Origin of the sequence: Labrys okinawensis (genome assembly GCF_002982075.1) — a bacterium.
GTDB classification, from domain to species: Bacteria; Pseudomonadota; Alphaproteobacteria; order Rhizobiales; family Labraceae; genus Labrys; species Labrys okinawensis_A.
In genome coordinates this window covers 88,653-107,480 of the sequence record NZ_PUEJ01000009.1, presented here as the reverse complement: position 1 = coordinate 107,480, position 18,828 = coordinate 88,653, and the positions used below count along the sequence as shown (strand labels likewise).

Annotated in this window: 16 protein-coding genes; 6 read left to right on the top strand and 10 right to left on the bottom strand. The window is 65.9% G+C overall.

The genetic code is table 11. From position 1 onward, the window contains the following. Positions 1 to 17 precede the first annotated feature (17 nt). Together C5L14_RS22475 and speB are read left to right on the top strand one after the other, a co-directional pair. On the top strand, positions 18 to 656 hold the full coding sequence (locus C5L14_RS22475) for an urea carboxylase-associated family protein (protein WP_342588428.1): 639 nt from the start codon (positions 18 to 20) through the stop codon (positions 654 to 656). A gap of 166 nt (positions 657 to 822) precedes the next feature. Then, the gene (speB, locus tag C5L14_RS22470) at positions 823 to 1,758 is read left to right on the top strand and encodes an agmatinase (protein WP_245443507.1); all 936 of its coding nucleotides are present in this window, start codon (positions 823 to 825) and stop codon (positions 1,756 to 1,758) included. Positions 1,759 to 1,832: 74 nt separating this feature from the next. Here the strand turns inward: speB and C5L14_RS22465 are convergent, their stop codons facing one another. The 4 genes from C5L14_RS22465 to pncA form a co-directional block, all read right to left on the bottom strand. Beyond that, positions 1,833 to 2,219 (bottom strand): DUF2794 domain-containing protein, encoded by a 387-nt coding sequence (locus C5L14_RS22465; RefSeq protein ID WP_105864314.1) that lies wholly within the window; start codon positions 2,217 to 2,219, stop codon positions 1,833 to 1,835. A gap of 88 nt (positions 2,220 to 2,307) precedes the next feature. Beyond that, positions 2,308 to 3,186, bottom strand: coding sequence for an N-carbamoylputrescine amidase (aguB, locus tag C5L14_RS22460; RefSeq protein WP_105864313.1), 879 nt, complete (start codon positions 3,184 to 3,186; stop codon positions 2,308 to 2,310). Beyond that, on the bottom strand, positions 3,186 to 4,217 hold the full coding sequence (locus C5L14_RS22455) for a histone deacetylase family protein (protein WP_105864312.1): 1,032 nt from the start codon (positions 4,215 to 4,217) through the stop codon (positions 3,186 to 3,188). The genes aguB and C5L14_RS22455 overlap by 1 nt, the downstream gene beginning before the upstream one ends. A gap of 117 nt (positions 4,218 to 4,334) precedes the next feature. Next, positions 4,335 to 4,952: a bifunctional nicotinamidase/pyrazinamidase gene (gene pncA, locus C5L14_RS22450; RefSeq protein WP_105864311.1), complete on the bottom strand. Its 618-nt coding sequence runs from the start codon at positions 4,950 to 4,952 to the stop codon at positions 4,335 to 4,337. 232 nt (positions 4,953 to 5,184) lie between these two features. Here pncA and rsmI point away from each other — a divergent pair, with 232 nt between their 5' ends. Both rsmI and C5L14_RS22440 read left to right on the top strand, forming a co-directional pair. Then, positions 5,185 to 6,111 carry a 16S rRNA (cytidine(1402)-2'-O)-methyltransferase gene (gene rsmI, locus C5L14_RS22445; RefSeq protein ID WP_105864310.1) on the top strand — a complete coding sequence of 309 codons (927 nt, stop codon included), beginning with the start codon at positions 5,185 to 5,187 and terminating at the stop codon, positions 6,109 to 6,111. Next, positions 6,108 to 6,479, top strand: coding sequence for a YraN family protein (locus C5L14_RS22440; RefSeq protein ID WP_105864309.1), 372 nt, complete (start codon positions 6,108 to 6,110; stop codon positions 6,477 to 6,479). The genes rsmI and C5L14_RS22440 overlap by 4 nt, the downstream gene beginning before the upstream one ends. An 83-nt stretch (positions 6,480 to 6,562) precedes the next feature. Here C5L14_RS22440 and C5L14_RS22435 read toward each other — a convergent pair whose 3' ends face one another. Further along, the gene (locus C5L14_RS22435) at positions 6,563 to 8,803 is read right to left on the bottom strand and encodes a transglycosylase domain-containing protein (RefSeq protein WP_245443506.1); all 2,241 of its coding nucleotides are present in this window, start codon (positions 8,801 to 8,803) and stop codon (positions 6,563 to 6,565) included. Between the two features lie 253 nt (positions 8,804 to 9,056). Between C5L14_RS22435 and C5L14_RS22430 the strand changes: the two genes are divergently transcribed. Then, positions 9,057 to 9,416 carry a DUF952 domain-containing protein gene (locus tag C5L14_RS22430; RefSeq protein WP_105864308.1) on the top strand — a complete coding sequence of 120 codons (360 nt, stop codon included), beginning with the start codon at positions 9,057 to 9,059 and terminating at the stop codon, positions 9,414 to 9,416. Beyond that, entirely contained in the window at positions 9,413 to 10,417 is a 1,005-nt protein-coding gene (locus C5L14_RS22425; protein ID WP_105864307.1) for a quinone-dependent dihydroorotate dehydrogenase, read from the top strand. Before C5L14_RS22430 ends, C5L14_RS22425 begins: the two co-directional genes overlap by 4 nt. 78 nt (positions 10,418 to 10,495) lie before the next feature. On the opposite strand, the gene C5L14_RS22420 is transcribed toward C5L14_RS22425, so the two are convergent. The 5 genes from C5L14_RS22420 to C5L14_RS22400 form a co-directional block, all read right to left on the bottom strand. Further along, a complete protein-coding gene (locus tag C5L14_RS22420; protein WP_105864306.1) occupies positions 10,496 to 12,703 on the bottom strand; it encodes an FAD-dependent oxidoreductase in 2,208 nt (735 codons plus the stop codon). Between the two features lie 183 nt (positions 12,704 to 12,886). After that, positions 12,887 to 14,095 carry an acetyl-CoA C-acetyltransferase gene (locus C5L14_RS22415; protein ID WP_105864305.1) on the bottom strand — a complete coding sequence of 403 codons (1,209 nt, stop codon included), beginning with the start codon at positions 14,093 to 14,095 and terminating at the stop codon, positions 12,887 to 12,889. Positions 14,096 to 14,207: 112 nt separating this feature from the next. After that, positions 14,208 to 15,986 (bottom strand): acyl-CoA dehydrogenase C-terminal domain-containing protein, encoded by a 1,779-nt coding sequence (locus C5L14_RS22410; RefSeq protein ID WP_105864304.1) that lies wholly within the window; start codon positions 15,984 to 15,986, stop codon positions 14,208 to 14,210. 18 nt (positions 15,987 to 16,004) lie between these two features. Beyond that, positions 16,005 to 16,445: a MerR family transcriptional regulator gene (locus C5L14_RS22405; protein ID WP_105864303.1), complete on the bottom strand. Its 441-nt coding sequence runs from the start codon at positions 16,443 to 16,445 to the stop codon at positions 16,005 to 16,007. Positions 16,446 to 16,674: 229 nt separating this feature from the next. Then, positions 16,675 to 18,771 carry a caspase family protein gene (locus C5L14_RS22400; RefSeq protein ID WP_105864302.1) on the bottom strand — a complete coding sequence of 699 codons (2,097 nt, stop codon included), beginning with the start codon at positions 18,769 to 18,771 and terminating at the stop codon, positions 16,675 to 16,677. Positions 18,772 to 18,828: the final 57 nt, after the last annotated feature.

Sequence of the window (18,828 nt, the reverse complement as noted above, 5' to 3'; positions counted from 1 at the left end):
GACGTTCGGGAAAGGTCTTGCGGGAAAGGTCTTGGTCGATGGGCATCGAGGAGCGGACGAAAGGCGAATTGCGCCTCATTCCGGCGCGCAAGGGCGTAACGGAGCGGGTGAAGGCCGGGCAGACGGTGACGGTCATCAACACCCATGGCAGCCAGGTGGTCGACAGCTGGGCCTTCAACGCGGAGGATCCCAGCGAGTTCATGTCGATGGAGCACAGCCGCGGCGCTATGCTGCGCGTCAATCCGCGGGTCGGCGATACTCTGCGCAGCAATCGCCGGCGCCCCATGCTTACCCTGACCGAAGACACTTCCGGCGGCATCCACGACACGCTGATTGCCGCCTGCGACCGCTACCGCTACGAGCAGCTCGGCCATGTCGGCCATCACGACAGCTGCACCGACAATCTGGCGCAGGCCCTGGCATCACTCGGCGTGACCGGAGCGGAGACGCCGAGCCCGCTCAACCTGTTCATGAACATACCGGTCGGCGCCGATGGCAGCGTCTCCTTCCAGCCACCGGTGTCGACGCCCGGCTCCCATGTCCGCCTCAGGGCCGAGATGGACCTGATCGTGGTGTTCTCCGCCTGCCCCCAGGACCTGGTCCCGGTGAACGGCGCCGACTGCATTCCCCAGGATGCGCATTACACCATCGCCTGATCGGCTCCAGGCTTTCCCTGAGAGGCCCAGTGCTCTGTCGTCCCCGGCGCCGCCATTGGCGACGGGAAGGGATCCAGGGCCGAAAGGATTTCGCTTGGAATTCCTGGATCCCCTTCGAACACCCTTCAGATTGGAGCCCCGGGCTCCCCGGACAGGAACCACAAAAGTGAGCAACCATCCCTTCCAGCCGCTCGATTCAGGGCTCGTGCCGCGCTTCGCCGGCCCTTCGACCTTCATGCGCCTGCCCATGGCGCGGCCGGAGGAGGTCGACATCGCCCTGGTCGGCATTCCCTTCGACGGCGGCGCCACCAATCGCACCGGCGCGCGGCACGGCCCCCGGGAGATCCGCAACCAGTCGAGCCTGGTGCGGCGCGTGCATCACGTCACCGGCCTCTCGCCCTTCGACCGGATACGGGCCGGCGATTGCGGCGACGCCCCCATCAATCCGCTCGATTTGATGGCGAGCCTGGAGAGCATCGAGGCCTTCTATGCCGAGATCCGGGCCGCCGGCGCCCGCCCGCTGACGGCGGGCGGCGATCATCTCACCACCCTGCCCATCCTGCGCGCCCTGGCGAAGCAGGCGCCCGTCGGCCTCGTCCAGTTCGATGCTCATTCCGACACTTATGACAGCTTCTTCGGCAGCCGCTACAACCACGGCACGCCCTTCCGCCGCGCCATCGAGGAAGGGCTGGTCGATCCCAGGCGCATGATCCAGATCGGCATCCGCGGCGCCATCTCCGATGCGGCCAATTACGACTTCGCCCGCACCGCCGGCGTCCGCATCGTCTTCATCGAGGAGTTCATGGCCCGCGGCGTGGCCGACGTCATGGCCGAAGCCCGCGCCATCATCGGCGACAAGCCCACCTATCTCTCCTTCGACATCGATGCGCTCGATCCCTCTTTCGCGCCCGGCACGGGCACGCCGGAGATCGGCGGGATGTCCTCGCGCGAAGCCCAGGCGATGATCCGCCTGATGGGCGGCGCGCATCTGATCGGCGCGGACCTGGTGGAAGTCTCCCCGCCGCTCGACCCCTCGGGCCTCACCGCCCTGACCGGCGCGACGCTGATGTTCGAACTGCTCTGCGTGATGGCGGGAGGGTAGGCAGGGCCGGTTCGCGGTCATCCCGCACGCGCTGCGGCACGCAGTGCTGCAGCGCGTGCGGGATGACAGCCTCGTCACACCACCAGGCGTACCGGCTTGTCGATGGCCTGCAGCACGCGGGCAAGATCATGGCCGCGCTTGAGGATCATGCCGGTCGGCGCCAGCACGCTATAGGCCCCCTGGCGCTGGGCCAGCGAAGGATCCTTGACGATGCGGTAGAGCGGCATCTCGGACGCGCGCCGGAAGATGGAGAACACAGCCTTGTCGCGCAAGAAATCGATGGCATAGTCGCGCCATTCGCCATGGGAGACCATGCGGCCATAGAGATTCATGATCTGGCGCAGTTCATGCCGGTCGAAGGCGATGGCTGGTGGATCGGGGCGGCGCGAAGCGGGAAGTTGCGCGACATTCGCGCTTTCGCCTCGCGAAAACAGCGATCCCGGCGGATCGGCCTCCGTCATGACGCCTCCTGTGTAAACGGTCTGTCGTCACACTGTCATGATTGCGCCGATCCGCTTCACGTTCAAGTTTTATCGCCACACGCAACGGTCATCGCAGGGGAAGACTGCCGTCTCCCGTGGACAGACGGCCGTAAAGCTCGGGCCGGCGATCGCGGAACAATCCCCAGGCGGCGCGCTCGGCGCGAATCGCCTCGAGATCGAAGCTTGCCGTCAGCACCGCCTCGCCCGATCGCCCCGCCTCCGCCACCAGTTCTCCGTGCTGGCCGGCAATGAAGGAGGAGCCGTAGAACGTCAGCTCGCTCTCGCCGAAGCGCTCGACGCCGATGCGGTTGGCCGCCATCACCGGCATGATGTTGGCGCCGGCGTGGCCGCGCATCACCGTGCGCCAATGCTCCATCGAGTCGAAGCCGGTGGCGGGCTCCGAGCCGATCGCGGTGGGATAGAGCAGCGCATCCGCGCCCATCAGGGCCATGGACCGGGCCGCTTCGGGAAACCACTGGTCCCAGCAGATGCCGACCCCGATGGTGCCGAAGCGGGTCGGCCAGACCCTGAAACCGGTATCGCCGGGCCGGAAATAGAACTTCTCCTCATAGCCGGGCCCGTCCGGAATATGGGATTTGCGGTAGAGGCCGAGGACGCCGCCATCGGCGTCGACCATGACGAGGCTGTTGTAATAGGCTTGGTTGGCACGCTCGAACAGGCTGACGGGCAGAACCACGCCAAGCTCGGCAGCCAGGGCGCGCATGGCCTTGAGGGTGGGATGCTCCTGGTCCAGCGTGCGCGCCTTGGCGAAATGCTCGGCCTTCTCCTCCTGGCAGAAATAGAGGTCCTCGAACAGTTCCTGCACCAGCACGACCTGGGCGCCGGCCCCGGCAGCCTCGCGCACCAGGCGCGTCGCCGTGGCCAGGTTGTGGTCTACGTTGTCGGTGCAGGCGAACTGCACCACGCCGAATGTCGTTTTGGCCATCACGCGTCCTCGAAGCCGGTGAGGACGCCGACCGCATTCACGGCGATCTCGGCCACGGCATAGCCGCCTTCCATCACGAAGAGCGTCGGCAGGCCGAGCTTGGCGATGCGCGCGCCGATGAGCGGATAGTGCTCGGTCTTCAGCTTGAAGGCGCTGATCGGATCCTTCTCGAAGGTGTCGACCCCGAGCGAGACCAGCAGCACGTCGGGTCTGTAGGCCGCCGCCTTGGCGCAGGCATCGTCCAGCGCCGCCCCCCAGACCTCGAAGGTCGTGCCTGCCGGCATCGGATAATTGACGTTGAAGCCCTCGCCCTTGCCGGCCCCCTTTTCGTCGGCAAAGCCGAGGAAGAAGGGATATTCGTTGGCGGGGTCGCCGTGCAGATTGAGCACCAGCACGTCGTCGCGCTCGTAGAAGATTTCCTGCGTGCCGTTGCCGTGATGGTAGTCGACGTCGAGGATGGCGACCTTGCGGGCGCCGTTGTCGAGGAACCATTGCGCCGCCACGGCCGCATTGTTGATGAAGCAATAGCCGCCCATGAAGCCGGAGCCGGCATGATGGCCGGGCGGACGGCAGAGCGCGAAGGCCGACTTCTCGCCGCCCTTCACCAGCCCGGCGGCCGTCAGCGCCACCTCGTAGGAGGATTTGATCGCGTCCCAGCTGCCCTCCACGAGAGTTGCGCCGGCATCGAAGGAATAATAGCCGAGCAGCGCTTCGATCGATTCCGGTGGCCTGTCGCCCCTCAGGCCGCGCGTCGGCCAGGTGAAGGGCATCGCCGTGCCCTCCCGCCCCGCCGCCTTCCACATCGGATAGGCCCGCCCGAGGAAATCGATGAAATCAGGCTTGTGCACGCGCAGGGCGGCATCGAGCGTATGGGCCTGCGGCGACAACACAGGACCGAGCCCGACCCCGTCGATACGGGCGCGGATGAACTCGGCGCGCGAAGGCATCTCGAAGGCCGGCACGATGGCGCCCGCCACCAGTTCGACATTGCCGGCATGGCCTTTGTGGCGCTCGGAATAGACGGATTTCATCAGACGGATTCCAGTGGTGACTGCTGGAATTGTGATCACAAACGAAGAGTGGTGGCAAGGGGCACCATGGAGGCTTTCATTGGAGCGCCCGCGGAAAAGGGCGCGCCAGGCCCTTGTTCAAACCCGCTCCACCAGTTCCGCGCCCGCCTCCCGCATGGCGGCAATTGCCGCCGCGACGGAGCCGTCGAGGTCGATGCCCCGGCAGGCATCGAGCACGACGATGGTCTCGAAGCCCAGGCGCCTGGCGTCCTCGGCGGAATAACGCACGCAGAAATCGGTGGCGAGGCCGACGCAGAACAACCGCTTGAGGCCGCGCTCCCTCAGATAGCCCGAGAGGCCGGTCGGGGTCTTGCGGTCGTTCTCGAAGAAGGCCGAATAGCTGTCGATGGCGGGATTGTAGCCCTTCCGGATGATCATCTGCGCCCCTGGCAAGGCCAGGCCGGGATGGAACTCGGCGCCCCGGCTGCCCTGGAGGCAATGGTCGGGCCACAGGGTCTGCTCGCCATAGGGCATGCGCACGGTCGAAAAAGGCGCCTTGCCCGGATGGCTGGAAGCGAAGGAGGAATGGCCGGGCGGGTGCCAGTCCTGCGTCAGCACGCAATGGGCGAAATCCCCCGCCAGCCGATTGATGTCGGGTACCACCGAATCGCCGTCGGGCACGGCCAATGCCCCGCCCGGACAGAAATCGTTCTGTACGTCGATCACTAGGAGGACGTCGTTCGGACCGGGCTTCATGAAATCCTCCCCCACAGCGTCTTTGCGATTTGACGGAAAGCACTTCAAATCGCAAAGACGCGTCGAACCAAAAGTTGGAGCAAAGCGGCGTCTTCACCAAAACGCGCTTTGCTCCAAGATGCCTCTATCTTCATCACGCGGGCCGGAAGATCAACTTGCCTTTGGATCTGAGGGGGCTACACAGGAGAACAGGCTGCGGATTGCGACTCGCGGCCGGCAAAGGCAGGACCCCATGCGTCCAGATTTCTCTCCCTCCATCGTCGGCGTCGAACACAGCTACCTGCTGCATGGCCAGCGGCTGACCGCCCCCTCCTTGCAGCCGGGTCTCCATGTGGTGGCGACGCCCATCGGCAATCTCCAGGACATTACGCTGCGGGCGCTGACCACGCTGGCCGCCGCCGATCTCATCGTCTGCGAAGATACGCGCGTCACCAGCCGCCTCACCAACCATTATGGCATCAGCGCCCAGCTCCTGGCCTATAACGACCACAACGCGCCCCGCGTGCGGCCCCAGATCCTGGAGCGGCTGACCAGCGGCCAGGGCGTGGCCCTGGTCTCGGACGCCGGCACGCCCATGGTCTCCGATCCCGGTTTCAAGCTGGTACGCGAGGCCATCGAGGCCGACATTCCCGTCTTCGCCGCGCCCGGCCCGTCCGCCGCGCTGGCGGCCCTGGCCGTCGCCGGCCTGCCGACCGACCGCTTCTTCTTCGAGGGCTTCCTGCCCAACAAGGATGGCGCACGCGCCAACCGGCTCGCCGAGCTCAAGACCATCCCCGCCACGCTGATCTTCTACGAAAGCGGCCCGCGCCTCGCCGACAGCCTCGCCGCCATGGCGACGGCGCTCGGCGACCGGGCCGCCACGGTGGCTCGCGAACTCACCAAGGCCTATGAGACGGTCTATCGCGGCACGCTGGTATCGCTGGCGACCGATTTCGCCATTGCCGACGAGCCGAAGGGCGAGATCGTGGTGGTGGTGGGACCGCCGGTCGAGGAGAAGGCCAGCGCCGACGACATCGAGGCGTCTCTGGCCGCCGCGCTCGAGACGCTTTCGGTCAAGGATGCCGCCGCCGCGGTCTCGGCCCGCCTCGGCCTGCCCAAGCGCGACGTCTATGCCCGCGCCGTCGAGATGGCCTCGGAGCGCCGCAGCAGGGCCTCTTGAGCAAGCTCGAACGCCAGGCCGCCTTCCGCGCCGGCCTCAACGCCGAGACACGGGCCGGCTGGCTGCTGCGCCTGAAGGGCTATCGCCTGCTCGCCCGCCGCTTCAAGGTGCCGGGCGGCGAGATCGACCTGATCGCCCGCCGCGGCGGCACGCTGGTCTTCGTCGAAGTCAAGGCCCGCGCCGATGTCGCCGTGGCGTTGGAAGCGATCACGCCCGGCCAGCAGCGGCGCATCGCCACGGCGGCCCGGGCCTGGCTGGCCCGCCATCCCGACCAGGCCTTGCTGGTCCAGCGTTTCGATGCGGTCTTCGTGACGCCACGGCGCTGGCCGCGCCATCAGGCCAACTGGTTCGAGATGGATCTGGGGTGATTTGGGGGGCGGGTCTTCGGACCCGCCTGAAACACAGCGCCTGAAGGCAAAGAAGGCGGGTCCGAAGACCCGCCCCCCAAAACTTACCGCCCCAGCACCCGGTTCAGCCAGTCCGCGATCGGCCGCCCGGTGTTGCGCGGCGCGTTGGCGGTCATCACCGGCTCGACAGCCACGGGCTGGTCTTCCGGCGCGCCGTCGAATTGCGGCTGCGCCGCGATGACGTCCTCGGGCGGCGGCGCCTCGCGCACCCAGGGCCGGCCGGGCAGCGGCGCCGGCGGCAGGCCCTTATGGGCACCACGCATGAACTCGTTCCAGATCTGGGCCGGCAGGCTGCCGCCGGTCATCTTGGACGTGGAGGTACCGTCGTCATTGCCGAGCCAGACGGCGGTCACCATGTGGCTGGTATAGCCGATGAACCAGGCATCGCGATAATTCTGGCTGGTGCCGCTCTTGCCGGCCGATTGCCAGCCCGGCAGGCCATATTTACGGGCCGTGCCGACCGTCAGCGTCTGGCTCATCATGGCGTTCATCATGCCGACCTTGTCGTCCTCGATGACGCGCTGATTGCCGGGAGCCTGGCGCTGGAACAGCACCTTGCCCTTCTCGGTCTTGATGCTCTTGACCACATAGGGGATCACCATGCGCCCGCCATTGGCGAAGGTGGCATAGGCCGAGGTGATCTCCAGCGGCGTGACTTCCGAGGTGCCGAGCGCGATGGAGGGATTAGGGTCGAGATTGGAATTGATGCCGAGGCTGTGGGCCACCGCCACCACCGCCTTCGGGCCCACTTCGGCGCACAGGCGCACCGCCACCGTGTTGAGCGACAAAGCGAGCGCCGTGGTCAGCGACACCGGGCCGCGATATTCGCGCGAGAAGTCCTTCGGGCTCCAGCCCGCCAGGGTGATCGGGGCGTCGTCACGAATGGTATCGGGGGTGGCCCCGTTTATCAGCGCGGCGAGATAGACGAACGGCTTGAAGGTGGAGCCGGGCTGCCGATAGGCCGAGATCGCCCGGTTGAACTGGCTCTCGGCATAGGAGCGCCCGCCCACCATGGCCCGGACCGCGCCATCGGGATCCATCGCCACCAGGGCGCCCTGGCTCACGCGCAGCTTGCCGCCGGACTTGTCGAGACCCTGGCGCAGGGACTGTTCGGCGAGATTCTGCAGCTTGGCATCGATGGTGGTCTCCACCACCACATCGGTGTCGAGCGGCCCGGTGAGGTCGCTGAGCTGGTTGGAGATCCAGTCGGCCGGATAGTTGCCGGACGAGCGGGCGGCGAATTTGGAAACCTTGACAGGCGTGGCCAGAGCCGTCTTCTCGTCCTGCGCGGTGATCGCGCCGGTATCGACCATGGCATCGAGCACGAGCTGGGCACGGTCACGGGCGCCCTTGGGATTCTTGGTCGGGTCGAGCGAAGACGGCGCCTTGACCAGGCCGGCCAGGGTCGCGGCCTCGGCAATGGTGAGTTCCTTGGCAGGCTTGCGGAAATAACGCTGCGCCGCCGCCTCGATGCCATAGGCGCCCGCACCGAAATAGACTCGGTTGATATACATCTCCAGGATCTGGTTCTTGGAGAATTTGCGCTCGAGATAGACGGCCAGGATGGCTTCCTGGATCTTGCGGCGCAGGCTGCGCTCGGGGGTCAGGAAGACGTTCTTGGCGAGCTGCTGCGTCAGCGTCGAGCCGCCCTGGGTCAGGCGGTGCGTGGTGAGATAGACATAGCCGGCGCGGGCAAGGCCCTGCGGATCGACGCCGTAATGCGAGTAGAAGCGCCGGTCCTCGATGGCCACGAAGGCCTGCGGCACATATTTCGGCAGGTCCTTGATCGAGATAGCGGCTCCGCCCATTTCGCCCTGATTGGCGATGACGGTGCCGTCGGCCGAAACGATCTTCACATTGGGCGGGCGCGGCGGCACTTCCAGATTCTGGATCGGCGGCAGGTTGGCGGCATACCAGGCCACCACGCCACCGACGCCGAGCAGGCCCCACATGCACAGCAGGAAGGACCAGTAGGTCAGGCGATAGAGCATGGAGCGCCGGCGCTTGGGCTTGCGCCCGCCCCCCGAACTGCCACCGCCTCCACCTCCGCCACGGCGGCTGGAACCGCCGCCACGCGAGGAGGATCCGCCGAACAGGCTCCAGCCCTTGCTCGAGCGCGCGCTCTTGGCGCGGGACGGCGAGCGCTCGCGCAACTCCAGCGGTACGGGCGCGGGGCGGTCTTCCCGGGTCAGGCGGAAACCATCGCCCTGATCGGATTCCTCGCCCTTTTCGGGCTCGAAACGGGGTTCTACCCGCTCAACCATGCGCCGTTGGCCCTGCGCCATCCCAGCCTTCCAAAATCATTACAATCAGATCAGTCATATCAGCGCCGGGTTAAGCAAGGGCTACCGCAGCTTGCGACATTTGCTTTCCACTCAGGGAAAGGCATGAACAAGGCGTCAATCCGTCATTGTCGTGGCGTATTCAAGCCTCGAAGCCCTGTATCCGATGGAAAATCCGTGCAGGCGCCCTGTGGCAGGCCCTTTCGTAAAGTCCTCAGGCCCTGTAGAGGACGTGCGGCGAAAGGCTGGAGGATATATGGCGCTCATCTTCAAGATCCTGACGGCGCAGCAATGGCGCAACGCCGAGGCTGCCGGGCGTTTCGACGGCGCCCCCATCGATATCCAGGATGGCTACATCCACTTCTCCTCGGCCGATACCGTACGGGAGACGGCGGCCCGGCATTTCGCCGGACAGGACGATCTCATCCTTGCCGCCGTCGAGGCCGACAGGCTCGGCGAAGCCCTCAAATGGGAAGTCTCGCGCGGCGGCGCCCTCTTCCCCCATCTCTATGGCGCCCTGCCCCTCGACCTGGTCGAGTGGACCGCGCCGCTGCCGCTCGGCTTGGATGGCCGACATGTCTTCCCGCTCGAATTTCTCTCGAGCGAGCAGCCATGATCGGTGCAGCCTTCGCCCTCATCCGTCCCCGCCTGTTCCGTATGGACCCCGAGGAGGCGCATGAGGCCACCCTCTCCGCGCTGCGCAGCCTGCCGATCCCTCCCGCCCTCCCCGATCCGGCCTCGCTCGGGGTGAAGGCCTTCGGGCTCGATTTCCCCAATCCGGTCGGCGTGGCCGCCGGCTTCGACAAGAATGCCGAGGTGGTCGATCCCCTGTTCAAGCTCGGCTTCGGCTTCGTGGAGATCGGCAGCGTCACCCCGCGCCCCCAGGAGGGCAATCCCCGCCCCCGTTTGTTCCGTCTGCCGGCGGATGAGGGCGTGATCAACCGCTTCGGCTTCAACAATCAGGGCCACGCCGCCGTGCTGGCCCGGCTCAAGGCCCGCAAAGGCCGCGGCATTCTCGGCGTCAATGTCGGTGCCAACAAGGACAGCGAGGACAAGGCCGCCGACTATGCCGCCGGCATCATCGTCTTCGCCCCCGTCGCCTCCTATTTCACCCTCAACATTTCCTCGCCCAACACGCCGGGCCTGCGCAATCTGCAGAAACGCGAGGCGCTCGACGAATTGCTGGGCCGCGCGGTGGAGGCACGCGATACGGCGGCGCTCATCGGTCCGCGCCGCCCGCTGCTTCTCAAGATCGCGCCCGACATCACCATGTTCGAGCTCGACGACATCGTCGACCGCGTGCTCGCCCACAAGCTCGACGGCATGATCGTCTCCAACACCACGATCTCCAGGCCCGAGACGCTGAAGGAGCGCGAGACGGCCAAGGAGGCGGGCGGCCTCTCGGGAGCGCCCCTGTTCGAGCTCTCCACCCAGGTGCTGGCCGAAACCGCCCGGCGCGTCGGCGGCCGCTTCCCCCTGGTCGGGGTCGGCGGCATCCATTCGGCTCAGACCGCCAAGGCCAAGCTGGATGCCGGCGCCACACTGGTCCAGCTTTATTCCAGCCTGGTCTACAAGGGTCCCGGCCTGATCAAGCAGATCAAGAAGGGGCTGCGGTAAAATGGAGTGTCGACCTTCAGGTCGACACCGCCGAGCCGCATGGAATGTCGATCTGGAGGTCGACACTCCGTTTCGATCCTACGCCGCCTTCTTCTCCGGCTTGAAGCGCTGATAGAAGCGCTCGTCCTTGGCGGCCATGTCGCGCAGCAGCTTGTTGGGCGCAAAGCGCGGGCCATAGGCGGCCGTGAGCTTGTCGCACAGCGCCACGAAGGCCTTCGAGCCCATGCCGTCGATATAGGACAGGGCCCCCCCGGTGAAGGGCGCGAAGCCGAAGCCGAGGATCGAGCCGACATCCGCCTCGCGCATGTCGGTGATGATGCCGTCCTCCACGGTGCGGGCCGCTTCCAGCGCCTGGACCACGAGGAAACGGTGCTTCAGCGTCTCCTTGTCGATGGTGTCGGGATCGAGCTTCACCGCCTGCAGGTCCGACAGGCCCGGCCACAGCCGCTTGGAGGCGCCGTCCGGATAGTCGTAGAAGCCCTTGCCGTTCTTGCGGCCGAGGCGGCCATGCTGGTTGAGCAGGGCGTCGAGCAGCTTCTCCTGCGCCGGATCGATGGCGGCCTCGCCGAGATCCTTCTTGGTGGCCTGCAGGATCTTCCAGGCCAGGTCGATGGCGACCTCGTCATTGAGGGAGAGCGGCCCGACCGGCATGCCGGCGGCGCGGGCGACATTCTCGATCATCGCCGGCGGCACGCCCTCGCCCAGCATCAGATGGCCTTCACGGATATAGTTGAGCACGCAGCGATTGGCGAAGAAGCCGCGGCCGTCATTGACCAGAATCGGCGTCTTCCGGATGGCCCGCACGAAATCGAGCGCGACGGCGATGGCCTTGTCGCCGGTCTTTGCGCCCTTGATCACCTCGACGAGCAGCATCTTGTCGACCGGCGAGAAGAAGTGCACGCCGATAAACTGCTCGGGGCGGGCGGAATTCTCGGCCAGCGACGTGATCGGCAGGGTGGAGGTGTTCGAGGCGAAGACGGTGTCCTCGCCGATCACCGCCTCGATCTTCCTGATCACTTCGGCCTTGACGGCGCGGTCCTCGAACACGGCCTCCACGATGAGGTCGACGCCGGCAAGCGCAGCGAAATCGGCCGTGGCGGTGATGCGGCCGAGCAGGGCTTCCTTGTCCGCCATCGAGGCGCGGCCCTTCTTGATCTGGCCGGTGATCAGGCCGTCGGAATGGGCCTTGCCCTTGTCGGCGGCTTCCTGGTCGCGGTCGACCAGCACCACATCGAGCCCGGCCAGCGCCGAGACATAGGCGATGCCCGCGCCCATGAAGCCGGCGCCGACCACGCCGATGCGCTTGAGGTTGGACGGCGGCAGGACCGGACGGCGCGCGCCCTTGTTGAGCTCCTGCATGGAGACGAACAGCGTGCGGATCATCGAACGCGCTTCGGTCGAGCGCAGCACATGGGCGAAATAGCGCGATTCCACCGTGAGCGCCCGGTCGAAGGGCAGCTGCAGGCCCTCATAGACCGTCTGCAGGATGGCGCGGGCCGCCGGATAATTGTCGTAGGTCTCGCGGCGATAGAGGGCATTGGCCGGCGGGAACACCATCATGCCGGCCTTGGAATAGACCGGGCCCGCAGGCAGGCGGAAACCTTCCACGTCCCAGGGCGCCACGGGCGAGCCGCCGGTCTTGATCCATTCCTTGGCCTTGGCCACCAGTTCCTCGCGCGGGGCGACGGCATGGAGGAGGCCCATCTTCTGAGCCTGACCGATGCGCAGCTGATCGCCCTTGAGCAGCATCTGCAGGGCCTGGTCCGGCTTCATCAGGCGGGACACGCGGGTGGTGCCGCCGGCGCCGGGGAACAGGCCGACCTTGACTTCGGGCAGGCCGACACGGGCCTTGTCATTGTCGGAGGCGCCGATGCGATAGTGGCAGGCCAGAGTCAGCTCGAAAGCGCCGCCCAGGCAGATGCCGTTGATCGCGGCGGCGAAAGGCTTGCCGCCGGTTTCGATGCGGCGATAGAGCTGGGAGAGGAAGCGGCTCTCGGCGAAGAAGCTCTCCATCGCCTTGTCTTCGCCAAGCTCGGCCCGCGCCTTGGCATAGCGCTGGCCCATGCCTTCGAGCATGGTGAGATCGGCGCCGCCGGAAAAGGCCTCCTTGCCCGAGGCGATGACGCAGCCCTTGATGGCGGCATCGGAGGTGACCCGCTCGAGAATTTGGCCGAGTTCCTCCATCACCTCCACGGTGATGACGTTCATCGAGCGGCCGGGCATGTCCCAGGTGGCGAGGGCGATACCGTCACTGTCGACATCGAAGTGGAAATTGGTGAGGTTCATGAGATGGCTCCAGCCAATTTCCTTCTCCCCTTGCGGGAGAAGGTGGCGCGCAGCGCCGGATGAGGGGTGGACGAAACCTCTCAAGGTTTCGAAGGCTCATTCGATTCCGGATGAACGGCCGCGAGACCCCTCATCCGCCCCTTTCAGGGGCACCTTCTCCCGCAAGGGGAGAAGGAAAAGAGGTCACACCCTCTCGATGATGGTGGCGGCGCCCATGCCGGCGGCAACGCACAGCGTGATCAGGGCGGTCGACTTGCCGGTGCGCTCGAGTTCGTCGAGGGCGGTGCCCAGGATCATCGCGCCGGTGGCTCCCAGCGGATGGCCCATGGCAATCGCGCCGCCGCAGGGGTTGACCTTGGCGGGATCGAGATCGAAGGCCTGCATGTAGCGCAACACCACCGAGGAGAAGGCCTCGTTGATCTCGAAGAGGTCGATGTCCGCCTTGCTCATGCCGGCCTTGCGCAGCAGCAGCTCGGTGACGTCGACGGGGCCGGTCAGCATCAGCGCGGTATCCGAACCGATCGAGGCGGCCGCCTTGAGGCGGGCCCGCGGCTTGAGGCCGAAACGTCGGCCGGCCTCGGCCGAACCGATCAGCACGGCCGAAGCGCCATCGACGATGCCGGAGGAGTTGCCGGCATGATGGACGTGGCTGACCTTCTCGACTTCCGGATGCGCCTGCACCGCCACCGCATCGAAGCCACCCATCTCGCCCATCTGCACGAAGGAGGCGTTGAGGGCGGCCAGGGACTGCATGGTGGTGGACGGGCGCATATGCTCGTCCTTGTCGAGGATGGTCAGGCCGTTGATGTCCTTGACGGCAATGACCGACTTGGCGAAGCGCCCCTCGTTCCAGGCCTGGGCGGTACGCCGCTGCGATTCCACCGCATAGGCGTCGACGTCGTCACGCGAGAAACCGTATTTGGTGGCGATCAGGTCGGCGGAAATGCCCTGGGGCATGAACCAGGTCGGCACCGCGCTGGAGGGGTCGAGCGCCCAGGCGCCGCCCGAGGCCATCATGCCGATGCGCGACATGCTCTCCACGCCGCCGGCGACGACGAGGTCCTTCTGCCGGCCGGCGATCTGGCCGGCTGCAAGATTCACCGCATCCAGGCCCGAGGCGCAGAAGCGGTTGATCTGCACGCCCGGCACCTTCTCGCCGAGACCGGCATGCAGCGCGGCGATGCGGGCGATGTCGCCGCCGGCCTCGCCGATCGGATCGACGCAGCCGAGGATCACGTCCTCCACCGCGTTCTCCGGCAGCCCGTTGCGTGTGGCCACGGCCCGCAGCGTCTGGCTTGCCAGCGACAGGCTGGTGACCTCGTGCAGGGCGCCATCGGCCTTGCCCTTACCGCGCGGTGTGCGCACGGCATCGTAGATGAAGGCTTCGCTCATTGGGTCCTCCCCGGGAGCGCGGACTTCCAGTCCGCTCTTGGAAATATAGTGCTCAATAGGAAGAGCGGACATCGCGACATGAAGGCATGTCGTCGAGATGTCCGCGCCCCGATCAGAACGCCTCGGCCGGCAGTGCCATCACGTCGCCGGCGCCGGCCGTCACGCGGGCCAGGCGCAGCCCGGTTTCCGGCAGCAGCCTGTCGGCAAAGAACTTCGCCGTCGTCAGCTTGTTCTTGGCAAAATCGCTCTCTCCCTTCGCCAGGGCCGCCTTCGCCATCTGCGCCCACATATAGCCGAGCGCCACCAGGCCGAAGAGATGCAGATAATCGGTCGAGGCCGCGCCGGCATTGTCCGGCTTGGCCAGGGCATTCTGCATCAGCCACATCGTGGCCTGCTGCAGATGGCCGGCCGAAGCCTTCAAGGGAGCAATATAGGGCTTGAGGGCCTCGTCCGCCTCATGGGCCTTGAGGAAGCCGTTCAATTCCCCGAGATAGGACATCATGGCACGGCCGCCGTCACGCGGCAGCTTGCGGCCGACGAGATCGAGCGCCTGGATGCCGTTCGCGCCTTCATAGATCAGGGTGATGCGGGCGTCACGGACGAACTGCTCGACGCCAACCTCGGCGATATAGCCATGACCGCCGAACATTTGCTGGCTATTGATCGCGTTCTGCAGGCCATTTTCAGTCAGGATGGCCTTGACGATCGGCGTCATCAGGCCGAGCCGGTCGTCGGCGGCCTGGCGGGCCGCGGCATCGGGCGAACGGCGATGGATGTCGGCCTGCAGCGCGGTGGCGAGCGCCAGGGCGCGGCCGCCTTCGTTGAGGGCGCGGGCTGTCATCAGGGTGCGCCGGACATCGGGATGCACGATGATGGGATCGGCCGCCTTGTCGGCCTCCTTGGCGCCGGTGAGCGCCCGGCCCTGCAGGCGATCGCGGGCATAGGCAGCCGCGTTCTGGGTGGCGACTTCGCCGAGCGCCAGGCCCTGCATGCCGACAGCCAGCCGCGCCTCGTTCATCATCACGAACATGGCGGCGAGGCCTTTGTTCTCGGTGCCGACGAGGTAGCCGATCGCCTCCTCATAGTTCATCACGCAGGTCGAATTGGCGTGAATGCCCATCTTCTCCTCGATCTTGCCGCAGGAGACCTTGTTGCGGGCACCGAGGGAGCCGTCGGCATTGACCAGATATTTCGGGCAGACGAACAGCGAGATGCCCTTGGTGCCGGCCGGGGCGCCCTCGATGCGGGCCAGCACCAGATGCACGATGTTGTCGGCAAGGTCGTGCTCGCCGGCCGAAATGAAGATCTTGGTGCCGGAGATTTTGTAGGAACCGTCGCCGACGGGTACCGCCTTGGTGCGGATCAGACCCAGATCCGTGCCGCAAAGGGGTTCGGTGAGGTTCATGGTGCCGGTCCATTCGCCGGCCACCATCTTGGGCAGATAGGTCTGCTTCTGGGCGTCGCTGCCATGCTCGAGCAGGGCGGCGATGGCGCCCTGGGTGAGCCCCGGATACATGCCGAAGGCGAGATTGGCGCCGGAAACGAATTCCTGCATCACCGAATTGAGCACGGCCGGCAGGCCGGCGCCGCCATATTCAGCCGGTGCCGGCAGCCCGACCCAGCCGCCTTCGCGATAGGCCTGATAAGCCGGCTTGAAACCATCCGGCGTCGTCACCGTGCCATCGTCGGACCGGATGCAGCCTTCACGGTCGCCGCTGGCATTGAGGGGTTGCAGCAGTTCTTCGCACATCTTGGCGCCTTCGCCGAGAATGGCGCCGACGGTCTCCGGCGAGACGTCCTCGAAGCCCGGAAGATTGTTGTATTTGTTGATGTCGAGCACGTCGTTGAGGAGGAACATCACGTCCTCCACGGGAGCCTTGTAGCTGGGCATCGGTCTGCTCCTGTTGAATTATTTCTGCTGGCGGGCGAGACGGCCGCGCACGATGTCGCGCGCATGGCTCAGCTCGGCATAGGCGTGGTCGATGTCGCGGCGGCGACGGTCGAGCTCGGCAAGCTTCTCCTCGAACCGCTCGAGGGCGACGCGCAACTGCGTGGCCTGGCCGTCGCCGAGATCGTAGAGGTCGAGCATCGACTTGACCTCCTCCAGCGAGAAGCCCACGCTCTTGCCCATCAGGACGAGCTTGAGGCGCGCACGGTCGCGACGGGAATAGATGCGCTCCTGGCCCCGCCTGGTCGGGATCAGCAGGCCCTTCTCTTCATAGAAACGCAGGGTACGCGAGGTCACCTCGAACTCGGTGACCAGCTCATGAATGGTGAACTGCTCCTTGCGCTGTCCACCCTTGCGCGGGTCGGTAGCTTCCTCGGCGAATGCCATCTCGCTCAGTGACATCGGACACCTCCGCCTTGCAGATGGTGAGGAGATACATTCAGTTTACGTTAACGTCAATATACAATCGCGAAAAAGTATGCCTCACGGTTCAGACCATCCCAGCTCTGGCCGACGAGGCGGTGGCGCAAACCTCGTCCTCCAGGTTACCCTACGGCGTTTTCCGATCCGACCGAACCGGAAAACGCGTCAATTTTTTGGGATCATGGACCGACGCAAGGCCGAGGCCGCATCACGGTGCCGTAGCGACCTCGACAAAGGTGACGCGGTCGCGCGCGACCTCCTCGCGCTGTGCCGGGCTCAATTCCGACAAGGCCTTGTCGACGAGAGCAGGTCCGAACAGGGTCTCGTCCGGCCAGTCGCGCCAGGGATTCGGCGCAGAGTCCATGCCCACCACGCTGCCCGACACGCTGTAGACCAGGGGGCCGAAGCCCGAGAGACCATCGGGAATGGTGGCAAGATGCACCTCCCTGCCGGTGGCGAGTTCGTACAAGACACCGCCCTTGCCCCCGCTCAGGTCTTGAGCCCGGACATACCGCCCGCCCGGATCGAGCCCGACGACATTCTCCCCAGGCGCCTTGACTTCGGTCATCCTATCGCGGGCGAGATCCCAGATTACCATCAGCACATCGCCCGAACCGATGGCAGAGGCGCCGACCAGATATTTGCGGTTGGGGTCGCATAGCACGCGGTCGACCGACGCATCGACCGGGCGCAGATGGGTGGTACGGTTCTCGCGCAGGTCGAAGATCGCCACCACATTCTCGCCGGCTGCCTTCGGGTCCCGGATCAGGCTGGTCTGGAGCTTGAGGCAGATCGCATCGTTGCCGCCGAACACGGCGGAGGCCACCTTCAGAGGATTGACCTTGCCGAAGCCAGGGGCGAGCGTGCTTTCCTTGATCCGGATCACAGGCTTTCCCGTGCCGACGTCGATGACCGTCAGAAAGCCGGAATTGTCGCCTGCCAGCAGCAGGCGGCTCTCATCGGGACTGAAATCCATCGTATAGGCTCCGTCCTTGCGCGGCAGGTCGAACAGCCTGGTACCGTCAAGCCCATTCAGGACCGAGATCTGTCCGAAAGAACTGACGGCAAGGAACTTGCCGCGCGGGCTGAACACCAGATTGGCAGGCGCCGTTTGGAGAGCCAGTTTCGCCACGAGCCTGCTCTCGTCGGTCGACCACAACTCAAGGTGCCCGGACTGATAGTCGGTGCTGAACACCAGAAGGCCAACGCGTTCCAGCGGCGAGACGGCCGCTCGGATGGTCTTGCCCGTTTCGACGGGTAGCTTGATCTGGCGGCTCTGCACGGCCGAATAGAGCGCCAGATAGGCCTTGGCGAAACGCTTCAGCGCGGTTTCGTCCGCCCGGGCGGGCAGCCCCTTCAACGCCTCGACGATCGCCGCCCGCTTGTCGCGGCGCTGGAAGAGCAGTTCCTGCGAACGGGTGGCATGGTTGTCGGAGACGGACTGGGCCTCTGCCAGCGTCTGGCCGCCGCCGAGCTTGAGCTCGTCGGTGAGCGAGGATTTCATCCAGGGTGTCTGGGCCCAGCCGGTCTCCTCGCCCACCGCCTTGGTGACGTCGCTCATGATGCGCTGGATCGAATAGCCGGAGGTGCCGACCGCCTTGACGAAGGCACCGGTGAAGGGGCTGAGCTCTCCCCTGCCGTCCAGCGCCACCGCATTGGGCGAAGTGGCATAGGCCACCATCAGCCCGCGCGCCTGTACCGTGCCGGGCGCCGCCGCAGCCCCTGCTCCTTCGACACGAGCCAGGCCGCGCCCGGTCGAGACCGAAAGCCCGGCTTGGCCGCCTTCTGCCATTGGGTTGTTGCGGCAGGCATCGAGGAAGACCAGGGTCGCCTTGGCGCCCTTCTGCAGCGTGTCGACGATCGGTTGCACCGGCACGAAGCCATGCTGGAGATCCTTCGAGGTGGCATCGGTGGCCACCAGATAGTTCTCGTCCCTGATCTGGATGCCGTGGCCGGAATAATAGAACATCGCCACATCCGCCCCGGCCGCGCCGGCATAGGCGGTGGCGAGGCAGTTCCGCAGCCCCTCGCTGTCGGTATCGCCGGCCAGGAAGATTTCAAAACCGAGGGCGCCCATCGCCTTGGCGACCGCCTGCGCATCCCGAGCCGGATTGGGCAGGGCCGGAATGCCGTTGCCATAGCCGCCATTGCCGACAATCACCGCCACCCGCTTGCCGCTTGTCCCTGCCGGCGCGGGCCGGTGTTCGCAGGTTCCGGCGGCCTGCGCGGAGCCGCCCGGACCGGTTGCAAGAATTCCTATGATCGCAGCGAATGTGATGACAATCAGACCATGAACGCTCTTCATGATTCCCCCTGACTCACACTTCTTTCCCTAGGGTCAGCGCGAAGTTTGACGTAAAAG

Excerpts from the sequence above, each read along its gene's own strand:
- C5L14_RS22400 (WP_105864302.1), bottom strand. The coding sequence starts at position 18,771 with ATGAAGAGCGTTCATGGTCTGATTGTCATCACATTCGCTGCGATCATA.
- C5L14_RS22465 (WP_105864314.1), bottom strand. The coding sequence starts at position 2,219 with ATGACGGAGGCCGATCCGCCGGGATCGCTGTTTTCGCGAGGCGAAAGC.
- C5L14_RS22455 (WP_105864312.1), bottom strand. The coding sequence starts at position 4,217 with ATGAAATCCGTCTATTCCGAGCGCCACAAAGGCCATGCCGGCAATGTC.
- C5L14_RS22430 (WP_105864308.1), top strand. The coding sequence starts at position 9,057 with ATGGCGCTCATCTTCAAGATCCTGACGGCGCAGCAATGGCGCAACGCC.
- C5L14_RS22415 (WP_105864305.1), bottom strand. The coding sequence starts at position 14,095 with ATGAGCGAAGCCTTCATCTACGATGCCGTGCGCACACCGCGCGGTAAG.
- C5L14_RS22435 (WP_245443506.1), bottom strand. The coding sequence starts at position 8,803 with ATGGCGCAGGGCCAACGGCGCATGGTTGAGCGGGTAGAACCCCGTTTC.
- C5L14_RS22420 (WP_105864306.1), bottom strand. The coding sequence starts at position 12,703 with ATGAACCTCACCAATTTCCACTTCGATGTCGACAGTGACGGTATCGCC.
- C5L14_RS22405 (WP_105864303.1), bottom strand. The coding sequence starts at position 16,445 with ATGTCACTGAGCGAGATGGCATTCGCCGAGGAAGCTACCGACCCGCGC.
- C5L14_RS22425 (WP_105864307.1), top strand. The coding sequence starts at position 9,413 with ATGATCGGTGCAGCCTTCGCCCTCATCCGTCCCCGCCTGTTCCGTATG.
- aguB (WP_105864313.1), bottom strand. The coding sequence starts at position 3,186 with ATGGCCAAAACGACATTCGGCGTGGTGCAGTTCGCCTGCACCGACAAC.
- C5L14_RS22410 (WP_105864304.1), bottom strand. The coding sequence starts at position 15,986 with ATGCCCAGCTACAAGGCTCCCGTGGAGGACGTGATGTTCCTCCTCAAC.
- pncA (WP_105864311.1), bottom strand. The coding sequence starts at position 4,952 with ATGAAGCCCGGTCCGAACGACGTCCTCCTAGTGATCGACGTACAGAAC.
- rsmI (WP_105864310.1), top strand. The coding sequence starts at position 5,185 with ATGCGTCCAGATTTCTCTCCCTCCATCGTCGGCGTCGAACACAGCTAC.